Raw genomic sequence first — 17,676 nt, 5'->3', positions numbered from 1 at the left:
TTATTCTCTAGATCGCGATATGCTTATCTAAATAGACAAAGAGGGACATCAAGATGAAAAAGTTAACAGCTGTCATGGCGATGGCAACCGTATCTACAATGTTACTTGCGGGTTGTGAAAGCATGACGCCGAATCAACAACGTATTGGTGCAGCTGCTGCAGGTGGTGCACTCGGTGGTGGTGTTGGTAATAACGTTGGTGGTGGTGTTGGTGCAACGCTTGGTGGCGGTGCAGGTGCTGCTGTAGGTAGTAAAGCTCAAGGGGGCTCTGACCGTAATGCCACTTATAGTGGTGTCGGTGGTGCAATTGGGTCTGCAGTCGGTAAAAGTATTTTTGGTGGTAACTCTGGTGCTGCAATTGGTGGTGCAATTGGCGGCGGTGCAGGAGCAGCGATAGAACAGAACAATCGTTAATTTGCTAAAGTGATTAAAAAAAGCGCTCATAGAGCGCCTTTTTTTATTAACGGAAACGTGTGGCTTTTGCTTTCTTGCGACGGATATACACAGTTTTGTGAACTTCTGCGATCCGTAAGCCTGATTCATCCATAATATTCACCGTATAGTTACGGTAAACTGGAGCATGATTGCTAGCAAGCTCTTTGATGAGTTGTATTTCATTAGAATCAATGCGGATATCTGCATAAACAGTGCTACGACCAGGGGTTAAAAAATCGATGCTTGCAGCCTTATCCCAAACAATATATTTATCACCTAAGTGATACATGAGTAATGTCATATAGAATGGGTCAACCATAGAATAAAGGCTACCGCCAAAGTGGACACCCACGATATTTTTATTTTTTCGTGTAAGTGGCATTTTCACACGTATATGATGATTTTTTAAGTCGATTTTATCGATAGAAATGCCTGCTCCTTGGAAGGGTGCAAAGCTATTAAACATATACTTGGAGATCAACGGAATTGTCGTTAGCTTTTTCAAAATACTCATTTAGGTCAATTATTTTTATTTCATTAGTTAGCATACTAAAGTACAAAAAATATTCTGGCATTGATCGAAAATCATCGTAGACCAAGAAAACGGTCAATCAATAACAAAAAAGGTTGAGCATATTATGCAATTTGAGTCACATTGGATTAACACGACAGATCAACAAAAACTCTATGCTAAAACATGGGGGGATCGGAATAAGCCGGCATTGGTGCTTGTGCATGGTTATCCAGACAATCAAGAAGTATGGGAACCAATCATTTCGAATTTAATCGAAGATTATTTTGTTGTGACTTATGATGTGCGTGGCGCTGGTCAATCGAGCATACCGAAAAAGATTCGCGCTTATGCATTAGCTCAACTGTCTTTAGATTTGGAAAGTGTGGTAAATCATCTGTTACCAAATCGTAACTTTCACGTTGCAGCACACGATTGGGGCTCAATTCAAACATGGGAATCCGTAACAGAATCTAAATTTAAAGGTCGTATTCTTTCCTATACCACTATATCTGGACCATGCTTGGACCATGCTGCTTTTTGGATGCGTGAACAATTCAAACATCAAAAACCAAAGTTCTTTAAGCAATTGATTAAGTCTTGGTACATCGTACTATTTCAGCTACCCGTAGTTGCACCGACGATGTGGAATTTTCTCAACCCAGATCGCTGGGGCAAAATATTTGAAATTCTTGAAGATACAAAAGGCTTACCTGTAAACCAAAATATCTCTAAGGATGGTGAGTATGGTGTGGCGCTGTATCGCGCAAACTTTATTCCACGTCTAACGATGCCTCGTCAACGTCATGCGATTTGTCCCGTTCAAGCGGTGGTCTTAAAACGTGATAAATATGTGAGTCCTGAGTTGATTGATGAAATTCCAAAATGGGCGACAGTTTTTGAACGTGTTGAGGTAGATGCGAATCACTGGGCAGTTTTAAGTCGTGCACAAGAGATCGCATCGTATATTAAACAATTTGCAAAAAAAAATGCGCAAGGCGAATAGAATCTGACGAGTGAAGGTTTCAACCCCTGATGAGCAGATTTATTACAAACAAATTCTGATAAAATAGTTTTTTTGTCTGATTCCTATTTCTTATGTTTGCAATTCTTGCTGCCATTGGGGTCATGTTTGGCCTCTCTTTGGCTCGTGTGCCTGTGGTATTTGCACTGATCATTGGTGCTGTAACAGGAGGCCTATTGGCTGGTCTTGGTTTACAAGGCACTATGGAAGCGTTTAATGGTGGTTTGGGCAAGGGTGCCCAGATTGCTTTAGCTTATGGTGTACTTGGTGCATTTGCCTTAACTTTGGCTCGTTCAGGTTTGCCAGATCTTCTAGCATATAAAATGATTAATTCACTTAAAGGTGAGGCTAATCTTAAAATACAAAATCGTGTCAAATATGCCATCTTTGCAACGGTTGCAATAGCGGCTGTTTGTTCTCAAAACGTAATTCCCGTGCATATTGCTTTTATTCCTGTATTGATTCCACCATTATTGATGGTATTCAACCATTTAAAGCTTGATCGACGATTGGTTGCATGTCTACTCACATTTGGTTTATGTGCAACTTATATGTTGATCCCAGTCGGTTTTGGTGCAATTTTCCTAAATGATATTTTAGGTCAAAACATCAATACTTTTGGTGAACCACTTGGCTTCCAAATTGATTATGATCAAATCCCTTCTGCGATGGCGATTCCTGTGTTTGGGATGTTCGTAGGTTTATTAATCGCAGTGTTTTATAGCTATCGTAAACCACGAGAATATCGTGACATTCATGTCGAAGAACAACCACAAAGCATTTCGGGTGAAATGGGTGTTCAAGAAGGTTCTGCGAGACCGGAGGTTTCTAAATTTACGATTTATATGGCGGGGGGGGCTGTTTTAGCAACGCTTGCAGTGCAATTGTATTCTGATTCGATGATTTTAGCTGGTTTAGTCGGTGTGGCGATCCTAAGCTGTGCAGGTATTTTCAAGTGGAGAGAAGCTGACGATGTCATCATTACTGGTATGCGTATGATGGCACTCGTGGGTTTTATTATGATCGCAGCACAAGGTTTTGCAGCCGTGATCGGCGCTACTGGTCAGGTTCCGACTCTAGTGGAAGCTTCAGTCGCATGGATTGGTGATAGTCAAGGTTGGGCAGCATTCTGGATGTTACTCATCGGGTTGTTAATTACACTAGGTATAGGATCATCATTCTCCACAGTGCCAATTCTTGCAATCATTTATGTCCCATTATGTATTCAGTTTGGTTTTAGTCCAGCAGCAACAATTGCGCTCATAGGTACTGCTGCAGCTCTAGGTGATGCAGGCTCTCCAGCTTCAGACTCGACTTTAGGTCCAACATCAGGTTTGAATATGGATGGTCAACATGACCATATGAAAGACAGTGTGATTCCGACATTTATTCATTTCAATATTCCATTGATGATTTTTGGTTGGATCGCGGCAATGGTGCTATAACTATATTTAAAAAATGATTGAATAAAAGGCGATTAATATAATCGCCTTTTTTATTTTAAATCAGATTAAAGTAGTGGGTTTAAATAAAAAAATCCCGAGTAAAATAATATGATTAATAATTTATTTAAAATAATTGATGATTTTATAATTGACTAAATTAGTATGATTTAAAATAAATTATCATTGTAATCAATTGTTTATAAATACAATGTATTTTATTTAAATTTTAAGAGTTGCATATTAATTTTTGACATGTTTATTATATTTAAATAGTGGTTTATTTAGATCAATCTTCCAGAGGTTATAATAATGTTAAATAAAATTGCACTGATTGTTTTGCTTGGAATGTCTGCAAATGCACTGGCAGGAGAATGGCAACTTAAGTTAGGTGCATCTGCAATTTCTCCAACGCAAGATACCACTGTGGCCGCTCTAGGAGGAGCTAAAGTGGAAGCCGATGATGAATTTGCTTTTACCCCTTCGGTGGAATATTTCTTTAATGATCAAATTTCTGCTGAATTATTATTAGCCACACCAGTTCGCCATGATGTTTTGATTAATGGCGCTGATGCAGTGACGATTAAACATTTACCACCAACACTGACTGCGAAATATCATTTTAAAAATAACTCGGGATTTACACCTTATGTTGGTCTTGGTGCAACAGCATTTATTGCTTGGGATGAGCAAGGCGTTCAAAGTGTAAAAGAAGATTTTGGTTATGCAGCGCAGTTAGGTTTCAATTTCCAACCAGCTGATGCAAAAAACTGGGGTGTATTCGCTGACGTACGTTATGCAGATTTGAACCCTGAAGTGAATGTAGATGGAACAACAAAGTTCAAGCTAGATATAGATCCAGTCATCTATAGCATTGGTTACAGCTACAAATTCTAAAAATAAAGTTGCGCCTAGCCCTATTAATCAATAGGGCTTTTTTTATGTGTTGTACTATAACAGGTAGAAAATACCATATAAAAAAACAATTTTTTTCAATAATCTAGAAAGCTCATAACCGAGTAGTATGCATGAAGAACCGATTCATAAAACTCATCATTGTACTGGCTGCATGTGGAAGTGTTCCAGTATTTGCAGCGAGTTTTGATTGCAAAAAGGCGCAGTCCGAAACTGAGAAAGCTATTTGTGAACATCGTATCTTGAATGATGCAGATGTTAAAATGGCTGCCACTTATCAAATTCTACGTCGTTTAGTACCGATGGGAATGCGATCAATCATTCAGAATGAACAAGTCAAATGGCTGGAATTACGTGATCAATGCCAAGCAAATTTGCAATGCTTAAATCATGTCTATCAAATGCGTCAGCAAAAACTAGAAATACATCTTGATCGAATTTACAAACAAGGTCCTTTTTAAAAAAATTTAATTTTGACCATTGAAAAAATTAGAAGCTACACCATTCATTAAGCATTCAAAAAAATTGTTTTGATGTGTTTAAGGAGTAGTTTATGAGCGAGCAGAATACACAAAAACATAGTTTCCAAGCGGAAGTTGCTCAGCTTTTACATTTAGTGACGCATTCACTTTATTCAAATCCAGAAATTTTCCTTCGTGAGCTAATTTCAAACGCTTCAGACGCATGTGATAAATTACGTTTTGAAGGGATTAATCATCCTGAATATTATGAAAATGATCCAGATTTACGTGTACGCGTACAATTGGATAAAGATAATAAAACCATCACCATTTCCGACAACGGTATTGGTTTAAGTCAACAAGAAGCTATTGATAATTTGGGTACGATTGCTAAATCTGGTACTAAAGACTTTATGTCTAAATTAACCGGTGATCAAAAGTCAGATGCACAGTTAATTGGTCAGTTTGGTGTCGGTTTTTATTCTGGCTTTATTGTCGCTGATAAAATCACAGTTGAATCACGTCGTGCAGGGGCTGAAGCTTCAGAAGGTGTACGTTGGATCAGTGGTGGTACAGGCGAATTTGAAGTTGAGCAAATTACAAAAGAAGGTCGCGGTACAGATATTATTCTACACTTGCGCGAAGACGCATTAGATTATTTGCAAAGTTATAAAGTAAAGCAAATTATCAATAAATATTCAGACCATATCAGTTTACCAATTCAAATGGAAAAAGAGGTATGGCAACAAGAAGAAGCAGCTGAGGGCGAAGAAGCGAAACCAGGCCAGTATGTCAAAACGGGTGAATGGGAGGCGATCAATTCTGCCAGCGCATTGTGGACACGTAGTAAGAATGACATTACTGAAGAACAGTATATTGAGTTTTATAAAAACTTAAGTCACGACTTTGAAGCACCGATTACTTGGGCGCATAACCGTGTAGAAGGGAGCACTGAATATACGCAATTACTGTATATCCCAAGTAAAGCACCGCACAACATTTTCTCACGTGAAGCAAAAGCAGGTATCAAGCTCTATGTGAAACGTGTCTTCATCATGGATGATGCAGATAATCTCATCCCGAACTATTTACGTTTCGTACAAGGTGTTGTGGATAGCGCAGACTTACCGTTGAATGTGAGTCGTGAATTACTTCAAGAAAGTCGAGATGTTAAAACCATCCGTGAAGGCAACACACGTCGAATCTTAACAACTTTAGATACTTTAGCTAAATCTGAAGATGAAGCAGATCAAGAGAAATTTAAGAAGTTTTATGCTGAGTTTGGGTCTGTCTTAAAAGAAGGTTTGGGTGAAGATTTCACCAATCGTGACCGAATTTTGAAGCTTCTACGCTTTGCAACTTCAAACAATGATGAGGTCACCACTTCATTGGCTGACTATAAAGCAGCAATGAAAGAAGGTCAAAAGGCGATTTATTATGTAACGGCGGAAAGCTTAGCCGCTGCTAAAAACTCGCCACAACTTGAGTTATTCAAGAAAAAAGGTATCGATGTTCTGCTAATGACTGAACGTGTAGATGAATGGGCAATGGAATTTGTTCATGAGTTTGACGGGACACCAATGCAGAATGTCGCAAAAGGTGCTGTCGATTTAGGTGATTTACAGGATGCTGAAGAGAAAAAAGCATTAGAAGCGGCGGCTGAGCAGTTTAAACCTGTAGTTGAAAAGCTGTCTGAGTCATTAAAAGACAAAACCAAAGAAGTGCGCGTAACCACTCGTTTGGTTGATTCTCCAGCGTGTCTGGTAACTGGTGAAGGCGAATTGTCTCCACAGTTGATTCGCATGTTAAAACAAGCAGGTCAAGCAGTCCCAGAAAGCAAGCCAATTTTAGAGATTAACCCTGAGCATCCATTAGTGAAAAAATTGGAAGGTTCAGCACAATTTGACGATCTTGCAAATGTGATTTTTGATCAAGCGATGATTGCGGAAGGTGGTTTACCAGAAGATCCAGCTGCATATTTAAAACGCATTAACAGCTTATTATTGAAATAAGCGCATATTTTAAATTGTGATCGAAAGCCTATCTTCGGATAGGCTTTTTTAATGCAGCGCCGTCGTAGAATGCAAAAGGAACTATTTAAGCTTTGCGTTAAACTAGATAAATTTTTTCGATGTTGATGATAAAAAAATACGTCCAAGTTTCGATTTGTAAAACATATCAAAAAATAATAATTAATCTATAATAACGATCATTAAATATTGGGAATATTCTATGAAAACTTCAATGATGCTCGCATTTAGCATGTTTTGTTTGAGCTTAACCAATGTCACTTATGCAGAACAAGATGTGAAGAAAATTGTTCGAAATGATCGTGTAACCGTAGTGAAGCACCAAATTCCACAATTTGATATTAATCCTTTTGTGGATAGTAAGCGTATCGCACGCACAGATCGCGTCGGTTATGTTTTACCTAAAACTGAAGCTGAAGCGTCTTCTAAAAAAACACGTATTACACGTAATGATCGTATAGTGATTCAAAAGCCTGTCATTTGAGAATCTAAGATCCAAAAAAAGCCCATCAGTGATGGGCTTTTTTTATGACTATTATCGAGCGCTAAAATCTAGCTTCAAGACGAACTAATGCACGAGGATAGTGTGATCGATCTTCACGCTTGTCATTAAAATAGTTAAGATCACCTTGAACAAAGAACCATTCGCGGAATAAGGGTTGGCGCCAAGAAACAAAAGGTCCCCAACTGTTCATACGTAAATCATCTTCGTTGTAATAACCACCCACATACATACCGTAGTTAAAGCGGTTATCATGGAAAAACTGATGTTGGCGATAGGTACGATTATCCCAAGTCCAATCATCATCCTGCTCATCTGCATAAGTTAGATAAAGCTGATTTGAAATAAACGCTTCATTTGGACGTGCGTGGGTGAGTTCCAAATTGGTTCTTAGATAATTTTCACTATCTATACCATAACGATAGATTTGTTCAGCATGAAAGGAAAAATCATTCCCGAGAGTCCAATCTTTTTTTGCCTTTAAACGGGCATAAATGTCATCTCCAGATCGAATACCTAAATCAGCATCTAAATCGAAAGGTAACTTATCAGACAGTTGTGACCAACGTAATGCGATAGAACTGTTATCTTCACGGATTCGCTTAGTGTCGACATTTTTGTCGGGATCACCAGCGGGATTTTCATTGGTAATGGCAATATTGTTGTCAATTTCATTATCCAGTGAATCATCACCAAAGACTAAACTTAATTTACGCTCTAAGGTTGGTAAGTCGATTTTACCGCGTATACGTGGCTTGAATTCGTAATCATCATACTTATTCCATTTATTATCAAAGATTACACGTAGCGTTGCTTTGGCGGTTTCATCTTCATAGCCTTCACCAAACCAACCATCGATTCGCTGTGCAGTTCGGTCTGCCCATTGGCGAATCGATTTTTGACGTCGGTCAATCCATGATAAATCTTCAGTCGCTTGGGTCGGAGCGTATATTTTTTTATTGGATTGTTCTGGGAATAGTGTCGGCGTTGCATCAACCATGCGAGGAACGTAGTTAATCCAACCTAAGCTATTTTCATCCGATGTTGGCCAGTCTTTTTGTTGAAATTCTAAAGGATAGTCTAAAGTAGGGAATTCGCTACTGACACTAATTTCATCTGTTTGATAAGGATCAGTCAAGTGATCTATCTGATCTTGGCTATACACGAAAGTACTTAAAAAGCTACAACTTAAGACAAGACTTAAGGTTGACGGTTTGAATTGCTGCATGATTCTTTTCATATTCGCTCTAAGTCATTTTCATTGTTAAGCCACTGAATTTATTTATAAAATTAAAAAATGGGCTTAAGCATCGTGATATTATTAAAAATCAATGTTTGATCTATTCTAATGAATTGTTCAACAAAATTCACAATAAACAACAATGAATTTAAAGTGATTTAAAATTGGAACAGATAATGAGAAGACTTAAAATTCAAATGATTTTATTAAATGATTGTTTTATAGATAAAAAAAGACCTCCTTGGGGAAAGAGGTCTATAAAAATTTACCATGTATAGAGTCATGCAGTGAATCTATGTTTGATAGTATATTCAGTTCCAATTCACTTGAATAGGCTTGTTTATGCAACGCTGAATTCTATTTTTATAACAGTCTGAATACGGGCTTAAGTCATGCAATCTTAAGCCCGTATTTAGGTTCTCGAAGATGTTTTATGATTTGCTTGGTGGCACGTCACAATGTTCATCAGTACAAGTTTCTGCATCTTCAACAGTGGGTTGATCTGTTTGTTCATTGGCAGTTGTTAATACTTTGTTGATCACATCTTGGAAGACTTGAGTCGGTTGAGCACCAGCCAAAGCCACACGCTGATCGAATACAAAGAATGGTACACCAGTCACTTTCAATTGATCACGTGCAAGTTCTTCATCAAATTGGACAAAATCGGCATATTGATCAGAATCCAAAATATCATCCACTTCAACTGGGTTTAAACCAATACGCGAAGCAACATCTTCGAGGGTTTCACGCTCGCCAATGGCTAAACCTTGGGTCATATAGCTATAGAAAAAGGCTTCTTTTGCTTCCGAACCCAATCCTAAGCTTTGTGCATGATGAATAATCCGATGGGCGTTAAATGTATTCCCTGAGTTGGCATTTTCCCAATTGAACTCGATGCCTTCTGCTTTTGCCATTTCCGCGATATTGCGTTGCATTTCTTCAACTTCAGCGACAGTACGCCCATATTTCAATGCCAAACGTTCGCTATTTGAGACTTCTTGACGTGGCGGTGCATCAGGATCTAGCTGAAAACTGTGCCAATGGACTTCAAGTTCTACACCAGTTGCAGCTGCTGCTGCTTCTAAACGTTTTTTTCCGATATAGCAAAAAGGGCATACTACATCTGACCACACATCTACACGCATAAAAAATCTCTAATCATCATTTATGAATCTATAGTGTGGGCAATGACAACAAAATTAAAGGTCTAAATCTGAAACGCAGAGTTTCAACCCGATATATTTCTGTCGAAAATATGAATATTGCGTAATAAATTATTGAAACTTGATCACAGAATCACGAATAAATCGACAAAATCACAGCAATATCCACTAAATTCATTCCTATTTCTGCTTAAAAAATATGCTATACAATACACATCATATGCTTGTCATTGTTCGCAAGTGATTCATTACTCAAACAAAAAAAGGATAGGAGTTTGAGATGCGCGGAATATTAGCGGTGGTTATCGTCATGGTGACCTTATTATTTGGTTATTGTGCCTACGCGCAAAATGAAAAAAATGATGAAGTGCAACGTCAACAATTTGATTTGGTGATGACGGAAAAAATTGAGCAGCTTTATGTTCAAGCGAAGGATTGGAAAACCCCTCTGAATTTTAAAGTTGAAGATGAGCGTTTGGATGGTGACTATAAGGTACTTTCTGAATTTATTTTGAAGTATTGGGTAGACAATATTGAATCACGAAATATGTATTTACGTGAGTTAGATCAAGCCAAGTGGGATGAGTTTCTGAACGTTCGTCGCCTAGAATTAGATAAAAAGAATAAATATCAAGATACCGAAAAGATGTTTGTCCAAGTGAAGAAAATTCAATCTGAATATCAAACGCGTGACCAACAAATTTATGCGACAGCTTTACAAGCGCTTGATGCTTTGGAGATGAAAGCAGACTTGCGTGAGCCAATGAAAGAAAAGTTAAAATTCAGCCGACAGCATAATAATGATCAAGCTTTGTTTGCTTTAGAACTTAAGATCACAAAAAAAGCTGAAGAAATGTTTGAGTTTTTGAAGAATCATGACTGGCAACGCCGTAATGAAATGATCCTATTTAAAAGTGATCTCAGTGTGAATCGCTTTAACGAGTTATATCGTGAGTTAAATCAATTACAACGCGAAATTGATCAGTTAAAAAATCAAAATGCCGAAGTGATTGAAGCACAAACAGTGAATCAAAGTCCAAGTTCTGAACCGGTTGTTCAGGAAGAAACGCAATAAACATTCTTTCTTGGTTGTTTCTTTCAGCGTGGTTATAAAAAATGGACGCCTGCTTTACTCACGGAGTAAGGCAGAGAATGCTTTACTTGAAAGTAAATGTACTTCATGAACATGCTCAATTTTAGGATTAATATGCGCTTTTTCTTTCCATTGATCTAAGGTGATACCATTATCGAGGACTTTTTTGTCATATAAATAGTTTGGAATTAAACCTGGCAAGGTCACGCGATAATCTCGTGGAATTTGTCCTACTGCATGTTCTAATAAATCAAACAAGATGGTCGTACAATTACTAATATAGGTGTTATACCAAACTGGGGTATGATTTAGCCGATTGGCTTTGTTCAGGAACTCTAAAAACAACATCTGAATTTCGGTTTGATTCATTTGAATTGGATAAATATAGACATCTTCTTCGCGAATATTTGAGCGGGTATAAATCAAATCATTTTCATCACCTACGACCAGTGCCAATTCATACTGCCGAAAAAACCCGCCAATGGTGGAAAATCCTTCATCTTTTTCCTGACGAACCTCTAAAGAAAAAGCGAGATGTTCGCCATCATCAAAACCAAATGTAATAAAAACATGCGCAATAGGACCTTGCATAAAATGTGATACCACTAAATCTATACGATCTAACTTTTCTAAATCGTATTGTCGTGTTTCCCACCGCGTCACGTAGTCTTTATCACTGTGCCAAATAAAATTTCTGACATTCTGTAATTCCACTTTGCCATCTTTGAATTGGAATTGAATAATTTTGTCGGTTTCATCCTGCCAAACGCGATCATTGCGTGGTTCTAAGGAAAAAAAGCTAATCATGGCAATCAAAAAAATAATCAAATACGCCCATGTGAAATAGGGCTTAGAGTTGTGTTGCTTGAAATGGAATATCCCTGTAATGATGGCAAGTCCCACCCAAAACAAGATCAGTGTATAAGTGAAAATGGCATTAACAGGCTGATGTGTCCAAATGAATAAGATTGCCCAGAGTGATGAGAGACATAAAAATATAACGAGTAGGCTGTTTTTTATTTTAGTTTTCATGGCTGATGGATATGTATGAGTTTTCTATTTTTATAATGAATTGAAGTTAAGCTTTGAAGTCCATATTTGTAAAATCAGACCGAGTCTTGAAATTCAGTTGCTTAGAAAAACCTTTAAAAAACACTTGAAACCATTTATCTGAGTGCTGATGAATAAGTAAATAAATTGGTGTAGTTTAATTAAAGAGTGGTTCTATTTGTTTAGTTATTCTTGTTTCTTGATGCTCAATTTGAACGATGCATGTCAGAGTCTTACTTATGACTAATTCTAAATTATGTTTGATGTTCGGTGTGATCTCAGTCTTGCTGATGAGTTTGACTCATGCTGAAGATGTTGCAAGCCTGCCTTCAATTCAATTGTTGGCGGACGATGATTTACGTGATGAAGTTGTGACGACTGTTACACCTTTTCAAGAAGATCAAAAGGTGCGTCAATCTTTGCAACATCAAGTGATCAAAAAAGAGCAGGATATTCAAAATGCTGCTTTAGAGCAAAGTTCACCTGCACTGAATATTCAACCAAAAACCCCAGTGCCTGATATGAGTCATCTATCACCTTTACAGCAGCAATATGTTTTGTCTGTTGCAGCAGGTTTACAGTCGAATGATCCGAGCTCAGGAATTTTTAGAATGTTGGAGCCTTTAGGGATTGATCGTGAAAAAGCCTTGAATCATATCCAACAGGGTGGTGGAGCGATTCAGATTACCTTTGATGAGCAACGTTTAAATCAGTTGTTTGGTGATCAATGGCGTGGTGGGGTAAAGGATAATTAAAAATATTAGCATTAACCCATTAAATTAATTAGTTTGGGATTTATGATTGATTTTAAAATATTTAATTGAGATGTTTAGTCTGATGACCTTTTATAAAAAGTCATCAGATATTATAAAGCTCGCTATTTAATAAAATGGTCATAGCTATGTTTCACCGAGGGTGGAACACTACTTGGGTTAATTAGTTGTACCATTTTTTTAAATCGTTCAGAGCAATTTCTTGTATTTTTCACTCTATAGCCTAATAGATTTGTTTCATATTGAACTAAGTTTAAAAGTAGACTAATTTCAATTGGTGAAAAGTTTTTAATCATATCTTCGTATGAATTCAGAGCAGAATGTGAAACCCCATAACCGTTTCCAATAAAACACGATGAAACAGTTTCTACGAATTTTTCTTGCACAAGTAATGGTACTGCATGTGCTTTAGTTAATTCATTTAAGCGTTCTGCAAATGGAGGTTCGTTATAAAAATTATCAAAACCATTATGAACCTGATTCAATCTTTCTATTGCTCTTGAAAATAAAGAGTTCAGTTCACCATGTGATAATAACTCTAAAAAGCTGAGATTTTCGAAAAACTTAAGTGAAGCTTTATATTTTTCTACTTCTCCTCTGGCTAAGTAATTTGTATGTGTATTTACTAATTTACTTTTAATCGCATTACTAAAGGATTGCTTTAGATCAATACAAAGTTTTAAAATATTCTGGCGTATAGTTTCTGAGATGTTTGGATCACAATACATACCATGCATCATGTTAATAATAAGTGAGCGTTGAGCATCATAAGTTTGTTTTAATGCATCTAACCAATAATTGTATTGAATTGCAGCAAAACTTGGATTTTTTATAGTTTGAATAAAAGAAGGTATGTCTAATCCAGTGTGATTAATAGGATTTGCTAAAGCATTTTCTATACATCTGTTAGCAAAAGCCATGAGTTCAAACTCATCAATCATTTGTAAACTTGGATGCGCTGCTGAATAATTATTTCGTGTTGCACGTGCTTGACTCAGGAAGAAGAATCCTTGTTCATCAATGATATTCAGTTCTAATACGAGCTGTAATAATTCACTATCTTGTAGTTCTAATAGATGCTTTTCTTCAAAATCTTTATTTTTGATGCTAGCAATTATAGGTAAGCCAAAAGAACGTACTTTATTTCTAAGAGCTAAGATAGCGGCATTCCAAATGTAATTAATAGCGCTATCAAATAATCCACTATGAACAGCTATACACATCCTTGCAACTAACTCATTTCTTTCTTGTTCTGGAATTTTAGTTAACAAGCGAGGCAAATTATTCCAAGTGTAAGTAATTGCATCATCACTAGCTAAAACAGTTCGAGGTAATTGCAATGCTGTTACAAGGCTATTTAAATGAAATAAGTTCTCATTTGTTACTGCTGGTAGATTCATAAGCGACTCCCTTTAATTTAAAATATACATGAATTTTTGTATTTTTTAATTTAAAAAAACCCCGCATTAAGCGGGGTTTCTTTTGGTCACGTATTTAAAACTTAAACACGTTCGATCACAGTTGCGATACCTTGACCTAAACCAATACACATCGTCGCAAGACCGATTTGTGTATCTTGCTGTTCCATGACGTTCAGCAAAGTCGTTGTGATACGCGCACCAGAACAACCTAATGGGTGACCCAATGCAATCGCACCACCGTTCAAGTTCACACGGTCTTGTTGGTCATAAATGCCTAAGCCTTTAAGAACAGACAAACCTTGTGCTGCGAATGCTTCGTTCAATTCAAACGTTTGAATATCAGCAATTGACAAGCCAGCACGTTTAAGCGCTTTTTGAGTTGCTGGTACAGGACCATAACCCATGATCGCAGCATCACAGCCTGCAACCGCCATAGAGCGAATTACAGCACGTGGCTTAAGACCTAAAGCTTGAGCACGTTCAGCAGACATCAGCAACATTGCAGAAGCACCATCAGACAAAGCTGAAGATGTTGCAGCAGTTACTGTACCGCCTTTCGGATCGAATACTGGACGTAAAGCTTGGAATGCTTCAAGGTTTGCATCAGGACGAATCACTTCATCGATATCGCACAGAATTTTGAAGCCATTTGCATCGTGACCTTCAACGCCCACGATTTCATTTTTGAAACGACCTTCTTGTGTTGCAGCCCAAGCACGGCGGTGTGATTCAACACCAAACGCATCTTGTTCTTCACGAGAAATACCGTTCATACGACCTAACATTTCAGCCGTTAAGCCCATCATGTTAGACGCTTTTGCATAGTGCTTAGACGCTTCTGGGTTGATGTCGATGCCGTGCATCATGCCAACGTGACCCATGTGCTCTACACCACCAATGATGAAGATATCACCTTGGTTGGTTGCAATTTGCGCAGCCGCTGTGTGGATTGCTTGCATAGAAGAACCACAAAGACGGTTCACTGTTTGACCTGCAACAGTCTTTGGAAGATCAGCCAATAACGCAATGTTACGACCAATGTTCATGCCTTGTTCTAGAGTCTGGTTTACACAACCCCAGATTACGTCTTCAACTTCATTGGTATCAAACTGGTTACGAGCAACAAGCGCGCGTACTAATTCAGCAGATAAGCTGTCAGCACGTACGTTACGGAACATACCATTTTTGGTTTTACCCATTGCTGAACGTACGCCATCAACGATGACAACGTCACGTGGATTTAAAGTAGCCATTCACGTTGCTCCTTAACCGTAGAATTTTTTGTTGTTTGCAGCCATGTCACGCAACATTTGTGGCGCTTCATAAGCCTTACCTAAATACGCATATTTGTCGCAAAGCGCTACGTATTCAGCGACACCAGTTTGGTCGATGTAGCGGCATGGACCACCACGGAATGGAGGGAAACCTACACCCATGATCATCGCCATATCTGCTTCAGCAGCAGTCGCTACGATGTTATCTTCTAGGCAACGAACAGTTTCGTTACAGAAAGTCAGCATCATACGGTCAATAATTTCTTGAGCGTCAAATTCACGTTTTTCCGCAGTTGCAACTGATGCAACAAGCTCGTACGCAGTTGGGTCAACCACTTTAGCTTTTTTACCTTTACGATCCAATTCGTACTTATAGAAACCAACGTCGTTCTTTTGACCCAAACGTTTTGCTTCGTACATTGTTTGAATTGAACCTTTGAAGTCAGGCTTCATACGGTCAGGGAAACCTTCCGCCATCACTTCTGCACCGTGAACGCCAGTATCAATACCCACAACGTCCATCAAGTAAGCAGGACCCATAGGCCAGCCGAATTTTTCCATGACTTTGTCGACTTGTTGGAAGTCAGCACCGTCTTTCAATAGAAGGTCAAATGCACCAAAGTAAGGGAACAATACGCGGTTCACCAAGAAGCCTGGGCAGTCGTTGACAACGATTGGTGTTTTACCCATTTTCTGAGCAAGAACTACAGTCGTTGCAATCGCTTCAGCAGACGTCTTTTCACCACGGATCACTTCTACCAATGGCATCATGTGAACTGGGTTAAAGAAGTGCATACCTACGAAGTTTTCAGGACGTTGTAGGTTTTCAGCCAAACGTGTGATTGAAATTGTTGACGTGTTCGAAGCAATGATCGTGTTGTCACGAACATTTTTCTCAGTTTCAGCAAGTACGATACCCTTAACTTTAGGGTTTTCCGTTACTGCTTCAATCACGATGTCCACTTCTTTAAACTCGTCATAGCTTAAAGTCGGACGGATGCGCGCAAGAGTTTCACCCATTTTCGCCGCAGTCATTTTTTTGCGATCAACTTGTTTAGTCAACAATTTGTTCGCTTCAGACATACCTAACGCCAATTGTGGGTTACCAATGTCTTTCATGATGATTGGTGTGCCTTTGCTTGCCGCTTGGTAAGCAATACCACCACCCATGATACCTGCGCCTAGTACAGCAGCTTGGTTGACAGGGTGAGCACCTTTTTCATATTTCTTCGAAGTTTTCTTCACAATTTGGTCGTTAAGGAATAAACCAATTAACGCACCTGCTTGTGGAGTCACAGCCGCTTTAGCAAAACCTTGCGCTTCGATTTTCAATGCTTCATCACGTGGAAGGCTTGCACCTGCTTGTAATGAGTCTAGAAGAAGTTTTGGCGCTGGGTATTGAGCAGGATTTGCTTTTGCAAGAACTGCACCTTTCGCTGTATTGAATGCCATCATTTGTTCAAGCATGTTCAATTTAACAGGATCTAATTTTTCTTGGCGTTTTGCTTTCCAGTCTACACGGCCAGCAATTGCTTGTTTCACAAGGTCAATTGCAGCGTCTTGTAGTTTGTCTGCAGCAACAACTGCATCAACAGCACCGTCTTTGAGCGCAGCAGCCGGCTTTTTCGGTGCAGCCATTGCCATCCATTCAACCGCATTGTCGATACCAATCACGCGGCTTAAACGAACCGTACCACCAAAACCAGGGTAGATACCCAGTTTGATTTCTGGAAGGCCAACTTGTGCAGCTTCTGACATCACACGATAGTCACACACTAAGCACATTTCAAAACCGCCGCCCAATGCCATACCATTGATTGCAGCAACTTTAGGAATATTTAAATCTTCAAACGCATTGAAGATGTCGTGAACAGGCAATGCCCAATCCACAATCGCTTGTTCGCCTTGAGCGAAGTTGTCACCGAATTCAGTGATATCTGCACCCACGATAAATGTAGATTTACCTGAAGTAACGATTAAACCTTTGATGTCACCGTTTGCTTTAACAGCGTCAATTGCAGCTTTAAAATCTTCAATTGTTGCGCGGTTAAATTTGTTGACCGACTCACCTTGTAAGTCAAAGCGGAATTCTGCAATTCCGTCCGAAAGCATTTGGACGGTAATGGCATTGCCAGCGTGGATCATGCCTGATCTCCTTTATTTTGGAGGACTTCTAAGTTGATGTTGTGAAGCAAGTGCGTATTTCCTGCGCACATTAAAGCTTCGCTAATCTTACGATAACTATATCGAAAAAGAACATAACAAGTTGTATCAAGCCGTGACGCAATGGTCATCTATTTATTGCACCAGCATGCATTATAAAACAGCAGATGCGAATGTAGA

At 38.6% G+C, this 17,676-nt stretch carries 16 protein-coding genes; 9 read left to right on the top strand and 7 right to left on the bottom strand.

Annotated elements, in window-relative coordinates; genetic code table 11:
- Window positions 1-53: 53 nt before the first annotated feature.
- Window positions 54-413 (top strand): DNA transfer protein p32, encoded by a 360-nt coding sequence (locus FTV17_RS07690; protein WP_179998819.1) that lies wholly within the window; start codon window positions 54-56, stop codon window positions 411-413.
- 46 nt (window positions 414-459) lie between these two features.
- Here FTV17_RS07690 and FTV17_RS07685 read toward each other — a convergent pair whose 3' ends face one another.
- Window positions 460-948 carry a DUF4442 domain-containing protein gene (locus FTV17_RS07685; protein WP_179998818.1) on the bottom strand — a complete coding sequence of 163 codons (489 nt, stop codon included), beginning with the start codon at window positions 946-948 and terminating at the stop codon, window positions 460-462.
- Window positions 949-1,072: 124 nt separating this feature from the next.
- Between FTV17_RS07685 and FTV17_RS07680 the strand changes: the two genes are divergently transcribed.
- The 6 genes from FTV17_RS07680 to FTV17_RS07655 all read left to right on the top strand — a co-directional run bounded on the left by FTV17_RS07680 (window position 1,073) and on the right by FTV17_RS07655 (window position 7,301).
- On the top strand, window positions 1,073-1,951 hold the full coding sequence (locus FTV17_RS07680) for an alpha/beta fold hydrolase (RefSeq protein WP_179998817.1): 879 nt from the start codon (window positions 1,073-1,075) through the stop codon (window positions 1,949-1,951).
- A 92-nt stretch (window positions 1,952-2,043) separates the two neighbouring features.
- A complete protein-coding gene (locus FTV17_RS07675) occupies window positions 2,044-3,414 on the top strand; it encodes a Na+/H+ antiporter family protein (RefSeq protein WP_179998816.1) in 1,371 nt (456 codons plus the stop codon).
- A gap of 309 nt (window positions 3,415-3,723) precedes the next feature.
- The gene (locus FTV17_RS07670; RefSeq protein WP_179998815.1) at window positions 3,724-4,308 is read left to right on the top strand and encodes an OmpW family protein; all 585 of its coding nucleotides are present in this window, start codon (window positions 3,724-3,726) and stop codon (window positions 4,306-4,308) included.
- A gap of 131 nt (window positions 4,309-4,439) precedes the next feature.
- The gene (locus FTV17_RS07665; protein ID WP_179998814.1) at window positions 4,440-4,787 is read left to right on the top strand and encodes a lysozyme inhibitor LprI family protein; all 348 of its coding nucleotides are present in this window, start codon (window positions 4,440-4,442) and stop codon (window positions 4,785-4,787) included.
- 92 nt (window positions 4,788-4,879) lie between these two features.
- Window positions 4,880-6,799 carry a molecular chaperone HtpG gene (gene htpG / locus FTV17_RS07660; RefSeq protein ID WP_092766631.1) on the top strand — a complete coding sequence of 640 codons (1,920 nt, stop codon included), beginning with the start codon at window positions 4,880-4,882 and terminating at the stop codon, window positions 6,797-6,799.
- A gap of 220 nt (window positions 6,800-7,019) precedes the next feature.
- The gene (locus FTV17_RS07655) at window positions 7,020-7,301 is read left to right on the top strand and encodes a hypothetical protein (protein WP_179998813.1); all 282 of its coding nucleotides are present in this window, start codon (window positions 7,020-7,022) and stop codon (window positions 7,299-7,301) included.
- 61 nt (window positions 7,302-7,362) lie between these two features.
- Here the strand turns inward: FTV17_RS07655 and FTV17_RS07650 are convergent, their stop codons facing one another.
- Together FTV17_RS07650 and FTV17_RS07645 are read right to left on the bottom strand one after the other, a co-directional pair.
- Window positions 7,363-8,559, bottom strand: a complete 1,197-nt coding sequence (locus tag FTV17_RS07650; RefSeq protein WP_257219904.1) for a hypothetical protein — start codon at window positions 8,557-8,559, stop codon at window positions 7,363-7,365.
- Window positions 8,560-8,990: 431 nt separating this feature from the next.
- Window positions 8,991-9,704 (bottom strand): DsbA family protein, encoded by a 714-nt coding sequence (locus tag FTV17_RS07645; protein ID WP_035265969.1) that lies wholly within the window; start codon window positions 9,702-9,704, stop codon window positions 8,991-8,993.
- A 298-nt stretch (window positions 9,705-10,002) separates the two neighbouring features.
- Here FTV17_RS07645 and FTV17_RS07640 point away from each other — a divergent pair, with 298 nt between their 5' ends.
- Complete coding sequence (locus tag FTV17_RS07640) at window positions 10,003-10,797, top strand: hypothetical protein (RefSeq protein ID WP_179998812.1); 795 nt, start codon at window positions 10,003-10,005, stop codon at window positions 10,795-10,797.
- Window positions 10,798-10,851: 54 nt separating this feature from the next.
- Here FTV17_RS07640 and FTV17_RS07635 read toward each other — a convergent pair whose 3' ends face one another.
- Window positions 10,852-11,847: a DUF4105 domain-containing protein gene (locus FTV17_RS07635; protein ID WP_179998811.1), complete on the bottom strand. Its 996-nt coding sequence runs from the start codon at window positions 11,845-11,847 to the stop codon at window positions 10,852-10,854.
- A gap of 257 nt (window positions 11,848-12,104) precedes the next feature.
- On the opposite strand from FTV17_RS07635, the gene FTV17_RS07630 reads away from it, so the two are divergent.
- On the top strand, window positions 12,105-12,620 hold the full coding sequence (locus tag FTV17_RS07630; protein ID WP_179998810.1) for a hypothetical protein: 516 nt from the start codon (window positions 12,105-12,107) through the stop codon (window positions 12,618-12,620).
- Window positions 12,621-12,742: 122 nt separating this feature from the next.
- Here FTV17_RS07630 and FTV17_RS07625 read toward each other — a convergent pair whose 3' ends face one another.
- From FTV17_RS07625 to fadB, 3 genes are all read right to left on the bottom strand, one after another.
- Complete coding sequence (locus FTV17_RS07625) at window positions 12,743-14,038, bottom strand: hypothetical protein (RefSeq protein ID WP_218945302.1); 1,296 nt, start codon at window positions 14,036-14,038, stop codon at window positions 12,743-12,745.
- A gap of 101 nt (window positions 14,039-14,139) precedes the next feature.
- Window positions 14,140-15,312, bottom strand: coding sequence for an acetyl-CoA C-acyltransferase FadA (gene fadA, locus FTV17_RS07620; protein WP_078193136.1), 1,173 nt, complete (start codon window positions 15,310-15,312; stop codon window positions 14,140-14,142).
- 12 nt (window positions 15,313-15,324) lie between these two features.
- Entirely contained in the window at window positions 15,325-17,478 is a 2,154-nt protein-coding gene (gene fadB / locus FTV17_RS07615) for a fatty acid oxidation complex subunit alpha FadB (protein WP_179998809.1), read from the bottom strand.
- Window positions 17,479-17,676 lie beyond the last annotated feature (198 nt).

The sequence above is a fragment of the Acinetobacter sp. YH12239 genome, from assembly GCF_013417635.1.
Classification (GTDB): domain Bacteria; phylum Pseudomonadota; class Gammaproteobacteria; order Pseudomonadales; family Moraxellaceae; genus Acinetobacter.
Note: the sequence above shows the minus strand (reverse complement) of the source record. Positions and strands in the feature narration are given on the sequence as shown.

What these genes read in the sequence shown, in the direction of transcription:
- FTV17_RS07690 (WP_179998819.1), top strand. Translation starts at nt 54, where the DNA reads ATGAAAAAGTTAACAGCTGTCATGGCGATGGCAACCGTATCTACAATG.
- FTV17_RS07685 (WP_179998818.1), bottom strand. Translation starts at nt 948, where the DNA reads ATGAGTATTTTGAAAAAGCTAACGACAATTCCGTTGATCTCCAAGTAT.
- FTV17_RS07680 (WP_179998817.1), top strand. Translation starts at nt 1,073, where the DNA reads ATGCAATTTGAGTCACATTGGATTAACACGACAGATCAACAAAAACTC.
- FTV17_RS07675 (WP_179998816.1), top strand. Translation starts at nt 2,044, where the DNA reads ATGTTTGCAATTCTTGCTGCCATTGGGGTCATGTTTGGCCTCTCTTTG.
- FTV17_RS07670 (WP_179998815.1), top strand. Translation starts at nt 3,724, where the DNA reads ATGTTAAATAAAATTGCACTGATTGTTTTGCTTGGAATGTCTGCAAAT.
- FTV17_RS07665 (WP_179998814.1), top strand. Translation starts at nt 4,440, where the DNA reads ATGAAGAACCGATTCATAAAACTCATCATTGTACTGGCTGCATGTGGA.
- htpG (WP_092766631.1), top strand. Translation starts at nt 4,880, where the DNA reads ATGAGCGAGCAGAATACACAAAAACATAGTTTCCAAGCGGAAGTTGCT.
- FTV17_RS07655 (WP_179998813.1), top strand. Translation starts at nt 7,020, where the DNA reads ATGAAAACTTCAATGATGCTCGCATTTAGCATGTTTTGTTTGAGCTTA.
- FTV17_RS07650 (WP_257219904.1), bottom strand. Translation starts at nt 8,559, where the DNA reads ATGAAAAGAATCATGCAGCAATTCAAACCGTCAACCTTAAGTCTTGTC.
- FTV17_RS07645 (WP_035265969.1), bottom strand. Translation starts at nt 9,704, where the DNA reads ATGCGTGTAGATGTGTGGTCAGATGTAGTATGCCCTTTTTGCTATATC.
- FTV17_RS07640 (WP_179998812.1), top strand. Translation starts at nt 10,003, where the DNA reads ATGCGCGGAATATTAGCGGTGGTTATCGTCATGGTGACCTTATTATTT.
- FTV17_RS07635 (WP_179998811.1), bottom strand. Translation starts at nt 11,847, where the DNA reads ATGAAAACTAAAATAAAAAACAGCCTACTCGTTATATTTTTATGTCTC.
- FTV17_RS07630 (WP_179998810.1), top strand. Translation starts at nt 12,105, where the DNA reads ATGACTAATTCTAAATTATGTTTGATGTTCGGTGTGATCTCAGTCTTG.
- FTV17_RS07625 (WP_218945302.1), bottom strand. Translation starts at nt 14,038, where the DNA reads ATGAATCTACCAGCAGTAACAAATGAGAACTTATTTCATTTAAATAGC.
- fadA (WP_078193136.1), bottom strand. Translation starts at nt 15,312, where the DNA reads ATGGCTACTTTAAATCCACGTGACGTTGTCATCGTTGATGGCGTACGT.
- fadB (WP_179998809.1), bottom strand. Translation starts at nt 17,478, where the DNA reads ATGATCCACGCTGGCAATGCCATTACCGTCCAAATGCTTTCGGACGGA.